The organism is Rhizobium sp. 16-488-2b (assembly GCF_017741815.1).
GTDB lineage: Bacteria > Pseudomonadota > Alphaproteobacteria > Rhizobiales > Rhizobiaceae > Rhizobium.
In genome coordinates, this window is sequence record NZ_JAGHMF010000015.1 from 1 (window position 1) to 18,789 (window position 18,789).

Below are 18,789 nucleotides of genomic sequence, written 5' to 3' on the forward strand. Positions count from 1 at the left end.
GGTCAAGGGTGGGGTCATTTTGAGAGGGATTTTCGGGAGGGCGCGATTTTGCACCCAGCCTTTTCCCAGTCTTTGACCCAGCCAATGACCCACCGTTGCACCCACCCTTAAAGTGGAACGATGGTGGCCGATGACGGCATGGCGCTCGCAAGCCAATAGCGGGTTTGTGTCTGCCCGCTGTCGACGACCAACTTTGCCAGGTGCACTTCCTGTGACTGCCGAAGCATGCCCAGAATGTCCTCCAATCGCCTTTTCTCGATCGACCCTCGCAACTGCTTGATGATCGCTCGCACGGTCATGCCGCTCTCACCTTTGCGAGTTATCATTGCGCGCACCCTCAGGTACTCCGCAGCCCTGTCGTTGTCGGCGATGTTTCCATCGGCACCTCGCAGTATCGTCTGTAGCGAGTTCTCCGCGACCGCATTCGCCCACTCTTGGATCTCCCTGGTTATTACTGGCTCCTTCGGGTCGCAGCCCACCGCGACGATCAAGGCTAGCCGCGCGGCATTTTCGCCGACGCGATTGAGGATTGGCCGATACTGTGGATCGATCGACTTCTTCATCCCACGGATTCTGTCGTCGAACTCCTCGAACAGGTCATCGACCCCCTCGCCCCATTCCGCGGTCATGATCGGGTGAGGCTTCTCATCAGACTTCGCGTTCAGGGCAAAGAACGGACCGGTGAACCGCCCGGCTGAAAGACCAAGAAGGTCAGCGACCATGTTCGAGAGGCGAACAGGGATGCTGTCGATATTGTTCGGGGGCTTGCGCACTTTCACGGGCTCCGAGTTGCCGACGTCAATAAGCACCAGTCGCCCGAGGAGGCCCTCGCTGATGTTGCCGCTCGATAGAGCAGCCCAGAACGTCGACGGGGTCGAAACTCCGTGAAGTGTGAAGCATGGAGCAACGATGCGCGCCACGTTGCCGGCCGCCTTCTCATGGCCGCCCCAAAAACCCTGCGGGGCGCCAGTCAGTTCCATGAGAGCACTGGCAATCTCGGCGCGATGGGTCGCGACATTCCTGCCCGTGTGATCTGCCAGCCACCGGCCGAACTCATCCTGTATGCAGACCGAGCTTGGGGATTTTCGTAGCTTGTTGGTCAGGCCCGGAAGGCTTCGGATCTGGTCCATGAAGAGCCATTCCGAGACCTTGTCGCCCCAGCTGGTGCTGTCCGCTAGAGCTGCAGAAGCTCGAATAGTCGCATCCTTGCCAAACCCAGATTCGGCGAGACCGACCAGATAGATGTTCGAGCGCAGGCCGGTCGGTCCCTTGAAGCGTCTACCAATCAACCCGGCCGTGAAAGCCAGGCTGGCGACAAGCGCCAGGTGGGGCGACGGAAAGCGAGCGCATCCGACGATGAATCGCGCAAATTCGCCAACGGCGCCTGGCGGGTAGCAAAGCTCTACAGGAAGGCCGGCCGTACCAGACCTGATAACGTCCATCGAGTCTGGCTCATCGCCCCCATCGTCTTCGTCGTCGACATGGTTATCGTTGGCGGCAACGGGGGTGGCGATCCGCCGCGACGCTGATGCGATGATGCCAGATGACGCGCGTGCCGCTGCGGCTCGATCATCTGCGTGGTGCGCGCCAAACTTGCTCCATAGGCGAATGAAATCGATGCGCGGATCCCTCGACGCATAGCGGGCAAACCAATTGCCTGTCGCCGACAAGAACGCAGCGCAGGCCTGCTCAGCTGTCAACCCGTCAAAGGCCAACTGCTCAACAACCTTGCTCGCCCAATGCGAACGGTCGCCGACATCATCTGCTGCGAGCATCTCAGCCGCACGAGCCGAGATTTCGAAGTCATTTAAGGACGGGAGATCACCAATCGTCACCGGTGAGTGACTTTCGGTGTTGGACTGCCACGGTTCGAGTACCGTGCGAAGTTCGTCGACGCTTATAAGTGAACCATCCCACGGCTCTGCGATCGTGACGGATGCTGGCTCGGGAGGTCGACCGCGCGCCAGCTTCTTGGCGTTCGGCCAATTCAGGCAGCCGGGCACGCGCCAAACGTGCGAGATGTCGATTGTGCAGTGGTCGGCATTTGCGGCCAGCTTTAGAGATCTGGCAATCGGCTTTGCTTCAGCCGGGTCTAGCGGCCTGTCCAACAGGAGGAAGCACTGATAATTACCAGGTGAGCTCTCAACGACATAGCTCGGCTCGAGAGGCATCTCCCCGGAACGACCTGTGTCATCGTCCAGATCGGCCACGAGCGCGAGCACCGCGACGACGTCTGCTTCGGAACCCTTCATTCCGCGACCTAGCGACGGCCGCATCAAATTCGGGCAGATGTAGCAGTTTGCGTTCGGCGTTTCTGCATGTGCGACGATAGCATCGACCATGCCCTCGACATCGCCGACAGCATGGTGGCTGATCACGCCGCCAGCCTTGTCTTCCCCCGTCGGATTGGCAAAGAAAGTCGATACGACAAATTTACCCGCCATGCCTTGAGCAAGACGGTGCAACATCTCGACATGTTCGCGGATAGATGGCTCGTCGAACGCCGGAATAACAGGTGCGCTAAGCAGCTTTGGAATTGGTGCCATCGGCGGTAGTTGCCTCGTCGTAAACTGTTGATGCCAATTTGGTGACTTGCTCTGCGAAAGCGGGATCGAACGTTGCCGTTCTCCGGTTCCCAGATTGCGCTGCATAGACAATGCGGCGCCCATCCGGCGCTTGCAGTAGCCTCACGCCGTAGAGGCGAAGAAGATTTGACGGCTCGAGATCGAACGTCGCGAGCAATCTGAGAGTCCCGCCGCCTTGATAGGCGGCGAGCTCCATGTTGGTGATCCTCACCGGCTGAACGCCCCGGCCGCATCATTCTCGATTTTCTCTATGACGGCCTGCCAAACAAACTCGCGTGTCCTTGGATCCGCGAAGAAAGCATCGCCGACATGGCGCACGAGCCCGGACGCCGGCGGCACGCCGTCGCCGAGAAACTCGACGAAGCCGAACCGGCGACGGTCGTTTGCCTCGCCTTCCGTCAGCGTGGCCTTCTCGGGAAACAGTGCGGGTGAATGGTCGATGATCCGGGCATCGGCGGCGTGCCCATTAAGAAAATCGATTGCCAGACCGTAGCCGCGAACGCGGGGCATTGCCGGCGTTGCCGCTTCTTCTCGTTCACGGCGCAAACGAAAGGCACGTGGTTCGGTTATCATAGAACGCAAAATTTTCCTCCTCGCCGGCGATGCCGGTCGGCTAGTTGTGACGATTGGTGATGTGTCGATTTCTCAGATCATTAAGTTGGTGAGCGGCAAAAGCGTCAACGGCTGGTCAAAAATAAATTCGCCCGAAGAATTAGTGTGGCGGTCGGTGGGACTTTTAGGGCGAAAAGATACGGACACGGGCGGAGGTTTTTCCGGTCCCACTCTAAGCTAAGCTATTGATTAGGCTTGCTTGTGGTTAGCCCTCCGGGCCCACCATTTTTTATTAAAATCAATGACTTATATGTCAATTCGCCTAGAGATGCATCTTGCGACCTAGACCGCACCATCTCAAGAAAATGTTGTGCGAGGATAGGGATTCTACTCGACCAGTAATCTCGTCAAAATCGGCGAGCGGGCCAGAAAGCCCGCCCACCAAGAATCAATAGAGCAGCGTTAGGATCAAAACGATGATCTGAACCGCCGCCTTCACATCAACATCGAGCTCTAGCTTAAAGCGCATGGCTCATCTCTCCTTCAAAACTTAGAGGCGCTATTGCGCGGACTTAATAGGGAAAGAAGCCCCGATACATCGGGTAAAAGCCACGGGATACGCGCCGTGTCACGAACGCCCTAGTACGACCGGCGACGTCGGAACGCCCTTTAACGGATGGCGGCTCCGAGCGCCCATTAACGGTTGGCGTCACCTACGAGCCCTGACGAATCAGGTCTTGCTAGGATACAAGCACGATTAGCCATATTCAAGATGCCATGCCTCCGTGAGAACTGGGCGCGAGCCTGTGGTCTACGTGTTTCCCGTCATTCGCGCGCCCCCACCGCCTCAGCCACCGCGATCTCCGCCATCTTCAGCGCCGCGTCGCGGCTCTTCGCCGCCGCGATGAAGCGGCCGTTGTGGCAGAAGCTGGCGCCTTCAACGCCGGAGGCGGCTTCGAGGTCGCCGTTGGTGAGGCCCGCCCAGGCGGCCGGCAGGTCGGCGCGCAGCGCGAAGCCTTCTTCCTCGCGGCGAATGCCGGTCACGCACCAGTCCTTGTCGCGCGGGTGGACGACGAAGAGCAGGTGGTCGGCGCCGGCCTTGACGATCGCGGGACGGAAAGGCATGCCCATCGGCAGCTCCAGAACGCGGTTGTCGCCGGCAGCGACGATCGCCTTGTGCACCAGCGCCTCGGCCCTGCGCTTGGCGGCACTCTTGCCGATCCGCGCCTCGACGAAGCTGCGGGCAATCGCGAGCGCGGCATGAAAGGCGCGGTCGTCGGCGCCGGGATCGGTCTCGTCGAAGACGGGCTTCAGCGTTTCCAGAAGTGCCGGCAGCGTCAGCCCGGCCAGCGGCCCGGAGGGGCTGAGCGCGCCATTGTCGGTGAGATCGATCGGCAGCACGAAGCTGCCGTCGAAGGAGGCGTGGATATCCTCGATGTCAGCCTCGGGCACACCCGATGCGGCGAGATAGTCGCGCCCGAAATGCTTCCAGATCAGGCCGAACGAGCTGTAGGGCTGGCCGTCCTCGCGCAGCGGCGCGCCGCGCTGGTGATGGTCGAAGATACCAGCGTCCGCGTCATAGGCGCCGCCGACATCATAGATGATCCTGTCGGGACCGGGCGTGATCCATTCCGGCGCACGGCTGCGCATGATGCGCGCGTCCGGAAAAAGCCGGGTCAGAACGACGGTGGAGAGCAGTTCGTCGGCATGAAAGCCACCGGAATGCGTGACGAGAAATTCAGGAATCATGTAGCGGCGCCCTCTTGTCTGCGGATCATCCGCACATTCAGGCACCAGATAGCTGTTGGCGCAAATCACCTCAACCCGCAGGCGCAGCATTTTCTCCCACTGATGCTGCACCGCATCATCCAATTGGGTGTATTGTCAGCGACCGCCGGCTATGTCCTTGAACATAGTTGAAGGTTAACGTTTGCTTTCATACGAAGCTTCTGAATATGACAAACCCGTGAATTTTACGCTTGCCATCGGGAAAAAGCCGCGCAACTATTCGTGTCGGGAGCATGATAGTGACGGGAACCACACATGCCAAAGACTGGAATAATAGCAGTATCCGGGACATCCATGTCCCGTCAGTGCATTTTCACAGCCGATGACGGCGGCGGAAAAATCCGCGGCTGTCCACGCTTTCTCGGGATGATTTTCGGGAAGCCGAGCGTCCGTCTCGCTGACACGTCGAGCGGAAGATGGGCCTCTATCGAACTCGGCAAGGTCGATAAGCGCGGCAACGCGACGTTTCGCTGGATCTGAGAGTTCGAGACGCGCTTTCAGCTGATCCGCTGACCTCTAAATGATGCTCGACGCCCTTGGGAGATGTGGCGCCGAGCAGCAATAGAGGGAACAAAATCCGCAGTCCGACCGTTGAAGCTGCATCGCCGCATTGCGGCTTGGAGGGGCGCCAAGGCGCCGGCATCGGATGGCGCGTCAGACCTATTGGAAGGGTTATCTCAAGCTGTCGCTCGTGACCGCGTCGGTATCGCTGACGCCGGCGACCACTGACAGTAACCAGCTGCGGTTTCATGTGCTGAACCGCAAGACCAGAAATCGCGTCGAAAGCCGCTACGTCGACAGCGTCACCCACAAGCCGATCTCGGACAAGGATCAGGTCAAGGGTTATCCGCGCGGCGAGGACGATTACGTCATCCTCGAGGACGACGAGATCAGCGAGGTCGGGCTGGAGAGCACCCGCACCATCGACATATCGAGCTTCGTGCCGCGAGGCTCGATCGATTGGATCTGGTACGACAAGCCGCATTTTCTGGCGCCGGAAGACAAGGTCGGCGTCGAGGCCTTCTGCGTCATCCGCGAGGCGATGAAGGCGAACGATGTCGTCGGCATCGCGCGCCTCGTGCTTTACCGCCGCGAACGCGCCGTGCTGCTCGAGCCGCAGGGCAAGGGCATCGTGCTCTGGACGCTGCATTTCGGCGACGAGGTCCGCGAGCCTGCTGGGACAGTCGATCTGGCAGCCAAAGCGGATCAGAAGGTGCTGGCGCTGATGAGCAAGTTGGTGAAGGACCGTACCGAGGAATGGAAACCCTCGATGGTCACCGATCCCGTGCAGAAGCGTATCCGGGCGATGATCCGCGCCAAGCAGAAGAGCCTGCCGAAGCCCGTGGCGGCATCGAAGCGCACGCCGGTCAAATCCACCGGCAACGTCGTCAACATCATGGACGCGCTGAAGAAGAGCATCGCCAAGGATGGTGGACGGCCAAAGCACTAGCGCTCGGCCCACTTCTGGCAATCTTTACTTGCGCTTTTCAAGCGGCGCGGCGGCCTTGAAGAAATCCGCCCAGGGATCGCTCGCCAGCGAATTCATCCGCGACGGCGTATTGTCGACCGTGAAATAGGCCGGGCCAATCTCCTCCGTCAGCTCGCTCCAATCGAGCGGCATCGATACGGCGGCGCCCGGCCGCGCGCGGGTCGAATAGGCGGCAACGGCGGTGTTACCGCGGCCGTTGCGGAGATAATCGATGAAGATCTTGCCGTTGCGCTTCGCCTTGGTGGCGGTCGCCAGATATTTGTCCGGCTGATCTTTCGTCATCACATCCGCCAGCCCCTTGGCGAAGGCCTTGACCTGCACCCATCCGGCCCTCGGCTTCAGCGGCGTCACCACATGGAGACCCTTGCCGCCGGAGGTCTTGACGAAGGCAGCCAGCCCCGCAGCCTCGAGCCGCTGCTTGAGTTCTTCGGCCGCCGCTATCACCTCGGCCCAGGCGACATCGTCGGCCGGATCGAGGTCCATGGTGATCATGTCGGGCTTCTCGAAGCTCGCGGTCGTCGCCCCCCATGGGTGGATCTCCAGCACGGCCGATTGCACGAGCGCCACGAGCCCGTCGAAATCACCGATCCGCAGCAGCTTTTCGCCACCCCTGTCCTTCGGGTCCGCGATCTCCTCGATATGGGCGTTCATCCCCTTCCAGGCATGCTTCTGAAAAAAGCGCTGGTGCCCGGCGATACCGTCAGGGCAACGCAGCAGCGCCAACGGGCGGTTGATCACGAATGGCTCCATGAAGCGCCACACCTGCGCGTAATAATCGGCAAGTCCCTGTTTGGTGACACCTTCGTCCGGCCAGTAGATGCGATCGGGATGGGTGAGTGTGACGCTCGATTGCGGCGCCGGCTCAGCCTTGCTTTTCTCGGTCTCGCGCATCACATCCCCCGCCGCCTTGTCCTCGCGCAGCCCGCGAAATGCCGCATGCCGCAGATTGCCGTCCGCCGACCATGCCTGAAACTCCACATCCACCACAAGCATCGGCTTGACGTGCACAAGCCCGCGCCGGGCCTCGGCCGAAAGCGCATCGGCGAAGGCGGTTTTCGTTTGAGCATCCTCCGAGAGACGATCGTGCAGCATCTTGGCCGTCGCGACCGAAAATCCGGTGCCGACCCGTCCGACATAGTGCAGCTTGCCGCCCTTGTAATAGCCCATGGCTAGCGAACCGATGGCATTCTTCGTCGCCGTCGAGGGCACGAAGCCGCCGATGACGAACTCCTGCCGTTTCGAGCATTTGGACTTGATCCACTCGCCCGTGCGCCCCGAGCTATAGGCGCTGTCGCCGCGCTTGGAGATCACGCCCTCCAGCCCGAGCCCACAGGCGTGGTCGAGCACCAGAGAGCCCTTCTCCATGAAATGGCTGCTGTAGCGCAGCGTCGGATCGTCGGGAGCCAGAAGCGTTTCCAGCAACGCCTTGCGCGAGAGCAGCGATACCTCGCGCATGTCATGCCCATCGAGATGTAAGAGGTCGAAGGCGTAGAATACGAAGCGATCCTTGCGCCCGTCGCTGAGATCGCTCTGCAGCGCGGAGAAATCCGAAGCGCCATTGTCGCGCTCGACCACCACTTCGCCATCGATCAAGGCCGATTGCACTGGCAGCTCCGAGAATGCCCTCGCAAGCGTCTCACCAAACCGCTCCGTCCAGTCCAGACCCGTGCGGGTCAGCATCGTCACCTTGCCTTGGTCGATCCGGATCTGCAGCCGGTAGCCGTCGAACTTGATCTCGTGCACCCATTCTTCGCCGGCGGGCGGCTTCGGCTTCAGCTTGGCAAGCGCGGGCTCGATGAAATCAGGCAGATCAGCCTTGACCGCGCCATCCGGCCATTGGCGCGAAGCTGCCTTGGCCTTCGCGGCCTTCGGTCGGGGAGCGGACGCCTTGCGGCCATTCGCGCTAACCGCCCCCTTGGGCCGCGAGTGCCACGCGGCATCCGGGTTCTTGGCCACCTCTTCGATCTTCCGGCCGGTCTTTGCCGATTCAGGCCGCAGCTTCAGGATATCGCCCTTCGCGCGCGCCTGCTCGTCCTCGGCCTTGATCAGCAGCCAGTTCTCCCTGGTTTCGCCGGGCTTGCCGTGCATCCGCACCAGATGCCAGCGCCCCTTCAGCTTGTCGCCATCGAGGTCGAATTCCATATGGCCCTTCTTGTAGGCCTTGCGCATGTCACCATGCGGTGCCCATGTGCCGCGATCCCAGACGATGACGGTGCCGCCGCCATACTCTCCCTTTGGAATGATGCCCTCGAAGTCGCCATAGTCGAGCGGGTGGTCTTCCACATGCACCGCCAGACGCTTGTCGTCGGGATTGAGGCTCGGGCCGCGCGTCACCGCCCAGCTTTTCAGCACCCCGTCCATCTCCAGCCGGAAGTCGTAATGCAGCCGCGTCGCGTCGTGTTTCTGGATCACGAAGCTCAGCGCATTGCTGTCGCGCGCCGCACTGGCCCGCTTTCCGCCGCGTGGCTCCGGCGTCCGCTTGAAATCGCGCTTGGCGTGATAGGTCTCGAGCGCCATGGTCAGCTCGCCTTCTTCGATCCGCCGTTACCGCGCACAGCGCTCTTGGCAGCGGTCTTGCCCGCCGCTTTCCCGCTCGTCTTGCCGCTCATCTTCGCGCTTTCACGCAGCGCTTCCATCAGGTCGATCACCTTGCCCTTCGGCTCGGCCTTGCGCTTGGGCAGCGCCCTGCCCTCGATCTTTGCCTGCACCAGTTCGGCAAGTGCTGCCTCATAGCGATCTTCGTAATCCCGGGGATTGAAGCTGCCCTTCTTGGTGCCGATGATATGGCCGGCGAGCTCGATCATTTCCTTGTCGAACTTGATATCGGGAATATCCTTGAACACCGTCTCGGCGTTGCGCACCTCGTAATCGTAGTTCAGCGTGGTCGCGACGATGCAGTCGTCCTGCGGCCTGATCAGCACCGTCCGCGTCTTGCGGAACAGAACCGCCTCCCCGAGCGCGGCAACCTTCTGGTCGCGCATTGCCCGCGCGATCAGCGCCAGCGCCTCCTCGTCATCCTCGCTGACGGGCGCCAGATAATAAGGCCGGTCGAAATAGAGCTTGTTGATCTCGTCATAGGGAACGAAGCCCTGCACCGTCAGAAGCTTGTCGCTCTCGGGTGCGAACGCGGCAAGTTCCTCGCCCTCGATCATGACGTAGTCGCCGCTATCCAGCCGGTAGCCCTTGACCTGATCATCGCGCTCCACCGCCTTTCCGGTCTCGCTGTCGACGAACTGCCTCTCAACGCGATGGCCAGTCTTGCGATTGATGATGTTGAAGGAGATGCGGTCGGCAACCGATACCGCGGTGTAGAGCCCCACCGCGCAGACGAGATCGCCCACCTTCAGATGCCCCTTCCAGCTTGCTCGCGCCGCCATGTCTATTCCTCCCGCCCCTTGTTGCGCCGGCGCTGATCAAGCGCCACTATCTTCTCCACCGAAGCGATATCTTGGCTGGTGACGACGGGAACCGGATCGCCGGCGATGGCCTCCAGCACCTCGCTCGACAGCGCGCCATGGCGGATTGCCCACTCCAGCGTCTCGCGCGTCTCCCGTTCGGCCTTCAGCTGCGCGTAGAGCGCGATGATCAGCCTGTCGCGCGCATCGAAATGGCTGCGTTTCTGCTCGGTCTTGCGGACATGCGTCATCGAAACCTGCCTCCCTTGCCGATTGGAGCAGAAACAGCGCAGCGCCAGGAAAGTTCCGCGCATCCCTCATACGTCCAACTGTCGCAAATCTGAGACAGGTCCGATGAGCGCCGTGAAAGCCCCAGCGGTCGCTCACATTGCCGCGAGTTGCCAAGAACATTAGTTTTCGTCACACTCCTGTCGATGATCTGTGGTGGTAGGAGCTGCAGCTCTTTGATGGGAGGAACCCCGATGCACGAACACTCTGCCCATGCGGAGCATGTCTATACGTGCACGCAGCGCGATTCAGCCGCGGCAAGTTCTTCGGTGGTCGCCTCTTGGCGCCGCTGCATCGCCATGCACCAGCTGGCGCCCGAAGAGCGACGCACGCCGCTCCGCCTCATGGACCAGGAGTTCAAGCGGGCGCGCGAGCAATCCGAACAGCTGATCGCAAACGCCACCGACGAGCTCGATCGCCTGTTCACCACCGCTGGTAAGGCCGGCTGCTGCCTGCTTTTGACCGACCGCGACGGTATAGCGCTCGAACGCCGCGGCGCGATCGGTGACGACAAGGAGTTTCACGATCTCGGTCTCTGGACCGGTTCGGTCTGGACGGAAGCGAGCATCGGCACCAACGGCATCGGCACGGCGCTGGCCGACGAGCGCTCCGTCTCGATCTTCCGCGACCAGCACTTCTTCTGCTCCAACATCAAGCTCAGCTGCACGACCTCGCCGATCCGCGATCATCGCGGCCAGCTCGCGGCCGCACTCGACATTTCCACCTGCCGCGACGACGTCAACGAAATGACGCTCGGCATTCTCGCGCAGATGGTGCGCGACGCCGCCATGCGCATCGAGATCAACCTCTTCCGCAGCGCCTATGCCGGCGCCCGCTTCGTGATGGTGCCGGCCGGCGCCAACCCGGCGGCCGCCCTCCTTGCCGTCGACCGCCACGACCTCGTGCTCGGCGCCACGCGCGCCGCGCGCCTGGCGCTGAAGCTCGATGATCGCAGCATCGCCGCCGGCATTCCGGCCGCCGATGCCCTGCATGAGACCCGCATGTCCGACGACGAGGACCTCATCGAGGCCGAACGCGCGGCACTGCTGCGGGCTCTCACGCGCTCCAGCGGCAACGTCTCGCAGGCGGCGATCGCGCTCGGCATGAGCCGCGCCACGCTGCATCGGAAGATGAAGAAGCTCAATCTGCACTGATCCTGTTGTAGTCGGCACTGATGTAGCAGCGATGCGACACTGTGCGGTGCGGTATCGCTCGGCGCCGCTGTATCTCGACACAAAAGGCGCGCAGATTTCTTCCCACGGGTTCACGTCCGAACCTGGCTCATCTTAAGGGAGGATGACATGCTGCATCAGAAAATCGTCGAGTCGCCGTTCAAACTGAAATACGGGAACTATATCGGCGGCGAATGGCGCGAGCCGATCGAAGGCAAATACTTCGACAACATCACCCCGGTCACCGGCGGCAAGCTCTGCGAAATTCCCCGCTCCAGCGAAAAGGACATCAACGCAGCGCTTGATGCCGCCCATGCCGCCAAGGACAAGTGGGCCCGCACCTCGGTCACCGAGCGCGCCAACATCCTGATGAAGATCGCCCAGCGGATGGAGGACAAGCTGGAAGTTCTGGCTCAGGCCGAGACCTGGGACAACGGCAAGCCGATCCGCGAGACCATGGCCGCCGACATTCCGCTCGCCATCGACCACTTCCGCTACTTCGCCTCCTGCGTACGCGCCCAGGAGGGCTCGATCGGCGAGATCGACAACGACACCGTCGCCTACCACTTCCATGAACCGCTCGGCGTCGTCGGCCAGATCATTCCCTGGAACTTCCCGATCCTGATGGCCGCCTGGAAGCTGGCGCCCGCACTTGCCGCCGGCAACTGCGTCGTCATCAAGCCGGCCGAACAGACCCCTGCCTCGCTGCTCGTCTGGGCCGAGATCATCGGCGACCTGCTACCACCTGGTGTTCTCAACATCGTCAACGGTTTCGGCCTCGAGGCCGGCAAGCCGCTGGCATCCAGCCCGCGCATCGCCAAGATCGCCTTTACCGGCGAAACCACGACGGGCCGGCTGATCATGCAATATGCCAGCCAGAACCTCATCCCCGTCACGCTCGAGCTCGGTGGCAAGTCGCCCAACATCTTCTTCGCCGACGTGGCCGACGAGGACGACGACTTCTTCGACAAGGCGCTGGAAGGCTTCGCGATGTTCGCGCTGAACCAGGGCGAAGTCTGCACATGCCCGAGCCGCGCGCTGGTGCATGAAAAGATCTACGACCGCTTCATGGAACGCGCCGTCAAGCGCGTCGAAGCCATCGTGCAGGGCAACCCGCTCGATAGTGCCACGATGATCGGCGCCCAGGCTTCCAACGAGCAGATGGAGAAGATCCTCGCCTATCTCGACATCGGCAAGCAGGAAGGCGCAAAAGTACTGACCGGCGGCTCGCGCAACGACCTCGGCGGCGAACTGGCGAGCGGCTATTACATCAAGCCGACGATCTTTGCCGGTCACAACAAGATGCGCGTGTTCCAGGAAGAAATCTTCGGCCCAGTCGTGTCGGTCACCACCTTCAAGGACGAGGAAGAGGCGCTGTCGATCGCCAACGACACGCTCTACGGCCTCGGCGCCGGTGTCTGGACCCGCAACGGCAACCGCGCCTATCGCTTCGGCCGTGAAATCCAGGCCGGCCGCGTCTGGACCAATTGCTACCACGCCTACCCGGCCCACGCGGCCTTCGGCGGCTACAAGCAATCCGGCATCGGCCGCGAGACCCACAAGATGATGCTGGACCACTACCAGCAGACCAAGAACATGCTGGTCAGCTACAGCGAAAAGAAGCTCGGTTTCTTCTGAGCCTTTTCGACAGCAGGGAGGGCATCCGCAACACCCCTCCTTGCCTCTTTCTCCACGAGGCTTCCACGAGCGGAGATGGGCTCTATTTGAAGTCGTGCGCGTGGCCCCCTCATCCGCCTGCCGGCACCTTCTCCCCGCTGGGGAGAAGAGACTCGTGGCCGGTGCGGCATTCCCCTTCTCCCCTCGGGGAGAAGGTGGCGGCAGCCGGATGAGGGGGGCCACGAACGCATCTGGAGGAGAGAAACCGCATACGGAGGAGAACGCAATGGACACCACAGTCAACGGAGAACCCCGCGTTCTCGCAACAGACGCCGCCGTCGCCCTGATCGACGAGATCAGGCGTGATTATCCCGACATCCTCTTCCATCAGTCCGGCGGTTGCTGCGACGGGTCTTCGCCCATGTGCTATCCGGCCGATGATTTCATCGTCGGCGACCATGACGTGAAGCTTGGAGAGATATCAGGCGTGCCTGTTTACATCAGCGCCAGCCAGTTCGAAGCCTGGAAGCACACGCAGCTGATCATCGACGTGGTGGCCGGTCGCGGCGGAATGTTCTCGCTGGATAACGGCAGGGAAAAGCGCTTCCTCACCCGCTCGCGCATGTTCGGAGGTGGCGAGGCATGCGCGATCCCAGGCATAGAGAAAGCGATCTAATGCTTGCGCACCTTCCCCGTCGGAATGGCGGATGAGGTGACCGAAACCGGATCACTTGCCGGAAAGCTGTCTTCCAGCCCCTGCGCCAGCTGATCTTCCATCTCGTCCACATCGCCGGCTGCCCGCGCGCTTGGCTGCGCCGCGACGGTTTCCACGCTCGAAAGCGCGGCGGTCTCATCGAACGACGCCAACTCGCCCATGACGGCCTTGGCCCGATCGATCGCATTGTTCGACGTCAGCGTCCGATCCATGTCCTTGCGCAACAGCACGGACACGACCTCGCCACCCTTGCCGACGAACTCGACCGTAAATCCTCGTCTCCCGCCCTGCTCCGGAATGACCTGCGTGCCGATGACCTGCATGAACTGTCTCCTTTGCACATCTGAGGAGACAACGGCGGCCATTCCACAAAGTTCCGCGAGACCAGCCCCATGGCGCGGCCAAAAAAAAGCCACCGCTCGTGACGGTGGCCGTAGTCATGAAGGTCTTCAAAACCTCCAGAGGGGAACAGTTGCGTCATCGACCAGCGGGCCGGCCGACTGCATAAGCAACTATAGGTAATATTAGTCCCCTATCGTAAAAATTCAATCAATTGCCGGCTGAATTTATCGAGGGACGTAAATCAAATTTCCAGATCCGCCCGGAAACGGGGGATAATTTACCACTTTCAGGTTGCACGCCAGAAAACGGACGCTCGGCACCTGCGTCGCCCGTGAAAATCAGCGCTGCACCGGCGCCGTCGATTCGCGCAGGATGAGCTCGACCGGCCATAGCTCGTGGATGTCGAGCGGCGAGCGGCCGGATACCAGCTGCAGCACCAGATCCGCGCACCGCGTGCCCGCCGCGCGCATCGACGACCGCGTCGCCGAAAGCGAAGGCGCCATGTTGTCGGCGGTCAGATAGGGAAACACATCGTCATGGGCGATGACGGAAACCTCGCGACCAACCTGCAACCCGAGCGAGCGAACCGCGCGATAGACACCAAGCGCCGTCATCATCGAGCCTGCGACGATCGCGGTCGGCGGATTGGACTGTTCAAGCAGCGAGCGGGCGAAGCGGAAACCGAGTTCGTCGGTGAAATTTCCGCTGGCGATCAACTGGGGATCGAGTTCGATGCCGCGGCTCTGCAGCGCCTCGCGATACCCCTTGTCACGATGTAGCGCATAGGTCGCGCCCGGGCGGCCATTGATCATGGCGATTCTGGTATGTCCGAGATCGATGAGGTGCGAGGTCGCGCGGCGCACCGCACCCTCGTTGTCGATGTCGAGCCAGGCATGCGGCACGTCGATATCCGAGCGGCCGTGGACCAGAAACGGCATGCCAAGCTTGTGCAGCAGCGCGATCCGCTCGTCGTTGGGGCGCGGCGAATGCACGATGATGGCATCGACCCGCTGGCTTTCCACCAGACGCCGGTAAAGCTGCATCTCGTCATTATGATCGGGATCGGCCATCGGAATGACGAGAATGTCGGTGTCCTCGGTGAGCAGCCTCTCGGCCATCCCAGCCATGAACTCGGCGAAGTGAAACTCGCCTGCTCGCCCCATGACCACGCCGATCGCGCCTGCCCGTCCAGTCTTCAATCTGACGGCGTTGACGTTCGGCCGGTAGCCCAGCCGAACGGCCTCCTCCGCCACCCGAGCGCGGGTCACTTCGCTCACCTCGGGATAGCCGCTCAGCGCGCGGCTGACCGTCGTCGGCGACAATCCGAGCTGTTTTGCGAACTCTCTAAGCTTCATGCGCCGACACGTCTTTCATCGCCCGCTATTGGACCCTTCACACACCCTATAAGCCAATCCGTCGATATTTGGCACAAAAACCGCACATCAGCCAAACCGATTTCAATATTCAATCACAATCGACGCGCAGCGCCCGATGTTCTCCACATCCACGCAACGTCACATTCCATTGTTTTCACAGAGAAAATCGCCGTAACCAGCCAGTCGAGACCACAACCAAACTACCCGCTTGACTTGATATCGCGCTTCTGACAATTTTTTCCAACCAAATCGTTTTCAAATTTGAGGACGCAATGGTTCTTTTTGGGAGGAAGATCATGAAGTTTCGTTTCACGACGGCCGTCATCGCGGCCGCGCTCATCGGCGTGGCCATGCCGTCCTACGCCGCCAACATCAGCATCTCTGCAAGCTCCACCGGTAAAAACCTCGACCTGTTTCGCAAGCAGCTTGACGCCTTCGAAAAGGCGACCGGCAACAAGGTCAGCATCGTCACCATGCCGTCCTCGTCGACCGAGCAGTTCTCGCAGTACCGCCTGTGGCTCGCCGCCGGCAACAAGGACGTCGACGTCTACCAGACCGACGTGATCTGGGCGCCGCAGCTGGCCGACCAGTTCCTCGATCTGAAGGATGCCGCCAAGGACGTCGTGGGCGATTTCTTCCCCTCGATCATCCAGTCGCAGACCGTTAACGGCCGCCTCGTCGCCATGCCGCTCTATACCGACGCACCCGCCCTCTTCTACCGCAAGGACTTGCTCGACAAATACGGCAAGCAACCGCCGAAGACCTGGGACGAGATGGCGGCGACCGCCAAGGAGATCCAGGACAAGGAACGCGAAGCCGGCCAGAAGGATCTCTGGGGCTACGTCTTCCAGGGCAACGCCTACGAAGGCCTGACCTGCAATGCACTGGAATGGATCAAGTCCTCCGGCGGCGGTCAGATCATCGAGACCGACGGCACCATCTCGATCAACAACGAGAAGGCCGCGGCCGCCATCGAGCGCGCCAAGGGCTGGGTCGGCACGATCTCCCCGGGCGGCGTGCTCGCCTACCAGGAAGAAGAATCGCGCGGCGTCTGGCAGACCGGCAACGCCGTCTTCATGCGCAACTGGCCTTACGCCTATGCACTCGGCAACGGCGCAGACAGCGCCGTCAAGGGCAAGTTCGACGTTGTACCGCTCCCGGCAGCCACCGAAGGTGACAAGCCCTCGTCCGCGCTCGGCGGCTGGAACCTCGCCGTTTCCAAATATTCGCAGAGCCCCGAGGTCGCGATCGAACTCGTGAAGTTCCTGACCTCAAAGGAAAGTCAGAAACAGCGCGCCATAGAGCTCTCCAACCTGCCGACCCTGTCTGCGCTCTACGACGACAAGGACATCGCTGCCGCGGCTCCCTTCATGCCGGCCTGGAAGCCGATCTTCGAAAGCGCCGTTCCGCGTCCCTCGGCTTCGGCCAAGGTCAAGTACAACGAGGTCTCCGCCAAGTTCTGGACCGCCGTCCACAACACGCTGTCGGGCAATGGCACGGCCGCTGAAAACCTCGAGCTTCTCGAAGCCGACCTGACGTCGCTCAAGGGCGACAACTGGTAATCCATCGATGCGCCGGCGGCGGGCTATCCGCTGCCGGCGCTCCGAAGGACGCCACCGTCAATCGTCTCAGGAAGCGGGTATCTCATGAGTGAAGTTGCAGTTTCTGAAGGCCTGAAAGCGCAGACGCGCGCCAGGGCCACCTCGTCGGACCTGAAGGCCGACCGCGTCCGTTCCGCCTGGATGTTCCTGGCGCCGACGCTGTTCATCCTCGCCGTCGTCGCCGGCTGGCCGCTGTTTCGCACCATCTATTTCAGCTTCACCAACGCCTCGCTCACCAGTCTCGGCGACGCCAAGTTCGTCGGCTTCGACAACTACCTCACCTGGATCACGCTGAAGAGCGGCCGCACCGTCTACAAGGGCCTGCTCGCCGATCCCGCCTGGTGGAACGCGGTGTGGAACACCGCCAAGTTCACGCTGCTCTCGGTCACCATCGAGACCGCGCTCGGCCTCATCGTCGCGCTGGTGCTAAACGCCCAGTTCGTCGGCCGCGGCATCGTGCGCGCCGCAATCCTCATCCCCTGGGCGATCCCGACCATCGTCTCTGCCAAGATGTGGGCCTGGATGCTCAACGACCAGTTCGGCATCCTGAACGACCTCTTCATGGCGCTCGGCCTGATAAGCCAGAAGATCGCCTGGACTGCCAATCCTGAAACCGCGATGATCGCCGTTCTGATCGTCGACGTCTGGAAGACCACGCCCTTCATGGCGCTCCTCATCCTCGCCGGCCTGCAGATGGTGCCGGGCGACATCTACGAAGCCGCCAAGATCGACGGCATCAACCCGATCAAGGTCTTCTGGCGTCTGACGCTGCCGCTGATCCGCCCGGCAATCATGGTCGCCGTCATCTTCCGCATGCTCGATGCCATGCGCATCTTCGACCTGATCTACGTGCTGACGCCGAACAATGCGCAGACCAAGACCATGTCGGTGATGGCCCGAGAGAACCTCTTCGACTTCGACAAGTTCGCCTATGGCGCAACCGCCTCGACGGTTCTCTTCCTGCTCATTGCCACCGTCACCGTGCTCTACATGTGGCTCGGCCGCGTCAACCTCGGCGGGAGTGAACGCTGATGCTTCTCACAGCCACCAAGAACACCCTCTTCTATCTCCTCGTCGGCGTCATCGTCATCATCGCGGTCTTCCCCTTCTACTACGCGATCCTGACCAGCTTCAAATCCGGCACGGCGCTGTTCGCAATCGAATACTGGCCGACCTCGATCTCGTTCGCGAACTACGCAAACGTGCTGACGACAGGCAGCTTCATCCACAGCCTCGGCAATTCGCTGCTGGTCGCCGTCTGCGTCGTCGCCGCCTCGCTGCTGCTCGCAGTCACAGCATCCTATGCGCTGGCCCGCGTCCATTTCCGCGGCCGCGCGCTGCTGATGCTGACGATCCTCTCGGTGTCGATGTTCCCGCAGATCGCGGTTCTCGCCGGCCTGTTCGAGCTGATCCGCTGGATCGGCATCTTCAACACGCCGTTTGCGCTGATCTTCTCCTACATGATCTTCACCCTGCCCTTCACGGTCTGGGTTTTGACCACCTTCATGCGCGATCTGCCCATCGAAATCGAGGAAGCAGCGATCGTCGATGGCGCCTCTCCATGGGTCATCATTACGCAGGTTTTCATGCCGCTGATGTGGCCGGCTTTGGTCACGACCGGGCTGCTCGCCTTCATTACGGCCTGGAACGAATTCCTTTTCGCCCTAACCTTTACGTCTTCGGACGCGCAGCGAACCGTGCCGGTCGCAATCGCCCTCTTGTCGGGCGGGAGCCAGTTCGAGATTCCGTGGGGCAACATCATGGCGGCATCCGTCATCGTCACGGTCCCTGTCGTTGTGCTGGTGCTCATATTCCAGCGCCGGATCATTTCCGGCCTCACCGCCGGCGGCGTCAAAGGTTGAAGAAAGC

The 18,789-nt window shown here is 61.4% G+C and carries 16 protein-coding genes; 7 read left to right on the plus strand and 9 right to left on the minus strand.

The features are described 5' to 3' along the window. Positions 1 to 107 precede the first annotated feature (107 nt). From J5286_RS14645 to J5286_RS14660, 4 genes are all read right to left on the minus strand, one after another. A complete protein-coding gene (locus tag J5286_RS14645) occupies positions 108 to 2,546 on the minus strand; it encodes a DNA-primase RepB domain-containing protein (protein WP_209215356.1) in 2,439 nt (812 codons plus the stop codon). Then, positions 2,521 to 2,781: a hypothetical protein gene (locus J5286_RS14650; RefSeq protein ID WP_209215357.1), complete on the minus strand. Its 261-nt coding sequence runs from the start codon at positions 2,779 to 2,781 to the stop codon at positions 2,521 to 2,523. Before J5286_RS14650 ends, J5286_RS14645 begins: the two co-directional genes overlap by 26 nt. A gap of 11 nt (positions 2,782 to 2,792) precedes the next feature. Next, positions 2,793 to 3,095 carry a hypothetical protein gene (locus J5286_RS14655; protein ID WP_209191009.1) on the minus strand — a complete coding sequence of 101 codons (303 nt, stop codon included), beginning with the start codon at positions 3,093 to 3,095 and terminating at the stop codon, positions 2,793 to 2,795. Positions 3,096 to 3,962: 867 nt separating this feature from the next. After that, positions 3,963 to 4,886 (minus strand): MYG1 family protein, encoded by a 924-nt coding sequence (locus J5286_RS14660; RefSeq protein WP_209191011.1) that lies wholly within the window; start codon positions 4,884 to 4,886, stop codon positions 3,963 to 3,965. 685 nt (positions 4,887 to 5,571) lie between these two features. Between J5286_RS14660 and ku (J5286_RS14665) the strand changes: the two genes are divergently transcribed. Then, the gene (gene ku, locus J5286_RS14665) at positions 5,572 to 6,375 is read left to right on the plus strand and encodes a non-homologous end joining protein Ku (RefSeq protein ID WP_111562153.1); all 804 of its coding nucleotides are present in this window, start codon (positions 5,572 to 5,574) and stop codon (positions 6,373 to 6,375) included. A 24-nt stretch (positions 6,376 to 6,399) separates the two neighbouring features. On the opposite strand, the gene ligD is transcribed toward ku (J5286_RS14665), so the two are convergent. From ligD to J5286_RS14680, 3 genes are read right to left on the minus strand one after another with little or no spacing between them, the layout of a single operon-like run. Continuing rightward, on the minus strand, positions 6,400 to 8,931 hold the full coding sequence (gene ligD, locus J5286_RS14670; RefSeq protein WP_209191013.1) for a DNA ligase D: 2,532 nt from the start codon (positions 8,929 to 8,931) through the stop codon (positions 6,400 to 6,402). Positions 8,932 to 8,933: 2 nt separating this feature from the next. After that, on the minus strand, positions 8,934 to 9,791 hold the full coding sequence (gene ku / locus J5286_RS14675) for a non-homologous end joining protein Ku (RefSeq protein ID WP_209191015.1): 858 nt from the start codon (positions 9,789 to 9,791) through the stop codon (positions 8,934 to 8,936). A gap of 2 nt (positions 9,792 to 9,793) precedes the next feature. Continuing rightward, entirely contained in the window at positions 9,794 to 10,060 is a 267-nt protein-coding gene (locus J5286_RS14680) for a hypothetical protein (RefSeq protein ID WP_209191017.1), read from the minus strand. Between the two features lie 231 nt (positions 10,061 to 10,291). Between J5286_RS14680 and J5286_RS14685 the strand changes: the two genes are divergently transcribed. From J5286_RS14685 to J5286_RS14695, 3 genes are all read left to right on the plus strand, one after another. Next, positions 10,292 to 11,251 carry a helix-turn-helix domain-containing protein gene (locus J5286_RS14685; protein WP_047505916.1) on the plus strand — a complete coding sequence of 320 codons (960 nt, stop codon included), beginning with the start codon at positions 10,292 to 10,294 and terminating at the stop codon, positions 11,249 to 11,251. Positions 11,252 to 11,398: 147 nt separating this feature from the next. Next, positions 11,399 to 12,907 (plus strand): aldehyde dehydrogenase, encoded by a 1,509-nt coding sequence (adh, locus tag J5286_RS14690; protein WP_209191019.1) that lies wholly within the window; start codon positions 11,399 to 11,401, stop codon positions 12,905 to 12,907. 265 nt (positions 12,908 to 13,172) lie between these two features. Continuing rightward, positions 13,173 to 13,562, plus strand: coding sequence for a DUF779 domain-containing protein (locus J5286_RS14695; protein WP_209191021.1), 390 nt, complete (start codon positions 13,173 to 13,175; stop codon positions 13,560 to 13,562). Here the strand turns inward: J5286_RS14695 and J5286_RS14700 are convergent. Both J5286_RS14700 and J5286_RS14705 read right to left on the minus strand, forming a co-directional pair. After that, positions 13,559 to 13,924 carry a hypothetical protein gene (locus tag J5286_RS14700; RefSeq protein ID WP_209191023.1) on the minus strand — a complete coding sequence of 122 codons (366 nt, stop codon included), beginning with the start codon at positions 13,922 to 13,924 and terminating at the stop codon, positions 13,559 to 13,561. The genes J5286_RS14695 and J5286_RS14700 overlap by 4 nt on opposite strands. Positions 13,925 to 14,281: 357 nt before the next feature. After that, the gene (locus tag J5286_RS14705; RefSeq protein WP_018897489.1) at positions 14,282 to 15,298 is read right to left on the minus strand and encodes a substrate-binding domain-containing protein; all 1,017 of its coding nucleotides are present in this window, start codon (positions 15,296 to 15,298) and stop codon (positions 14,282 to 14,284) included. Between the two features lie 317 nt (positions 15,299 to 15,615). On the opposite strand from J5286_RS14705, the gene J5286_RS14710 reads away from it, so the two are divergent. The 3 genes from J5286_RS14710 to J5286_RS14720 all read left to right on the plus strand — a co-directional run bounded on the left by J5286_RS14710 (position 15,616) and on the right by J5286_RS14720 (position 18,782). Continuing rightward, the gene (locus tag J5286_RS14710) at positions 15,616 to 16,881 is read left to right on the plus strand and encodes an ABC transporter substrate-binding protein (protein ID WP_209191025.1); all 1,266 of its coding nucleotides are present in this window, start codon (positions 15,616 to 15,618) and stop codon (positions 16,879 to 16,881) included. Between the two features lie 84 nt (positions 16,882 to 16,965). Beyond that, on the plus strand, positions 16,966 to 17,952 hold the full coding sequence (locus J5286_RS14715) for a carbohydrate ABC transporter permease (RefSeq protein ID WP_209191027.1): 987 nt from the start codon (positions 16,966 to 16,968) through the stop codon (positions 17,950 to 17,952). Further along, positions 17,952 to 18,782, plus strand: a complete 831-nt coding sequence (locus tag J5286_RS14720; RefSeq protein WP_018897486.1) for a carbohydrate ABC transporter permease — start codon at positions 17,952 to 17,954, stop codon at positions 18,780 to 18,782. The genes J5286_RS14715 and J5286_RS14720 overlap by 1 nt, the downstream gene beginning before the upstream one ends. Positions 18,783 to 18,789: the final 7 nt, after the last annotated feature.

Bases quoted from the DNA above. Each gene is read 5' to 3' on its own strand.
- J5286_RS14645 (WP_209215356.1), bottom strand. From the start codon at position 2,546: ATGGCACCAATTCCAAAGCTGCTTAGCGCACCTGTTATTCCGGCGTTC.
- J5286_RS14650 (WP_209215357.1), bottom strand. From the start codon at position 2,781: ATGGAGCTCGCCGCCTATCAAGGCGGCGGGACTCTCAGATTGCTCGCG.
- J5286_RS14655 (WP_209191009.1), bottom strand. From the start codon at position 3,095: ATGCCCCGCGTTCGCGGCTACGGTCTGGCAATCGATTTTCTTAATGGG.
- J5286_RS14660 (WP_209191011.1), bottom strand. From the start codon at position 4,886: ATGATTCCTGAATTTCTCGTCACGCATTCCGGTGGCTTTCATGCCGAC.
- ku (WP_111562153.1), top strand. From the start codon at position 5,572: ATGGCGCGTCAGACCTATTGGAAGGGTTATCTCAAGCTGTCGCTCGTG.
- ligD (WP_209191013.1), bottom strand. From the start codon at position 8,931: ATGGCGCTCGAGACCTATCACGCCAAGCGCGATTTCAAGCGGACGCCG.
- ku (WP_209191015.1), bottom strand. From the start codon at position 9,791: ATGGCGGCGCGAGCAAGCTGGAAGGGGCATCTGAAGGTGGGCGATCTC.
- J5286_RS14680 (WP_209191017.1), bottom strand. From the start codon at position 10,060: ATGACGCATGTCCGCAAGACCGAGCAGAAACGCAGCCATTTCGATGCG.
- J5286_RS14685 (WP_047505916.1), top strand. From the start codon at position 10,292: ATGCACGAACACTCTGCCCATGCGGAGCATGTCTATACGTGCACGCAG.
- adh (WP_209191019.1), top strand. From the start codon at position 11,399: ATGCTGCATCAGAAAATCGTCGAGTCGCCGTTCAAACTGAAATACGGG.
- J5286_RS14695 (WP_209191021.1), top strand. From the start codon at position 13,173: ATGGACACCACAGTCAACGGAGAACCCCGCGTTCTCGCAACAGACGCC.
- J5286_RS14700 (WP_209191023.1), bottom strand. From the start codon at position 13,924: ATGCAGGTCATCGGCACGCAGGTCATTCCGGAGCAGGGCGGGAGACGA.
- J5286_RS14705 (WP_018897489.1), bottom strand. From the start codon at position 15,298: ATGAAGCTTAGAGAGTTCGCAAAACAGCTCGGATTGTCGCCGACGACG.
- J5286_RS14710 (WP_209191025.1), top strand. From the start codon at position 15,616: ATGAAGTTTCGTTTCACGACGGCCGTCATCGCGGCCGCGCTCATCGGC.
- J5286_RS14715 (WP_209191027.1), top strand. From the start codon at position 16,966: ATGAGTGAAGTTGCAGTTTCTGAAGGCCTGAAAGCGCAGACGCGCGCC.
- J5286_RS14720 (WP_018897486.1), top strand. From the start codon at position 17,952: ATGCTTCTCACAGCCACCAAGAACACCCTCTTCTATCTCCTCGTCGGC.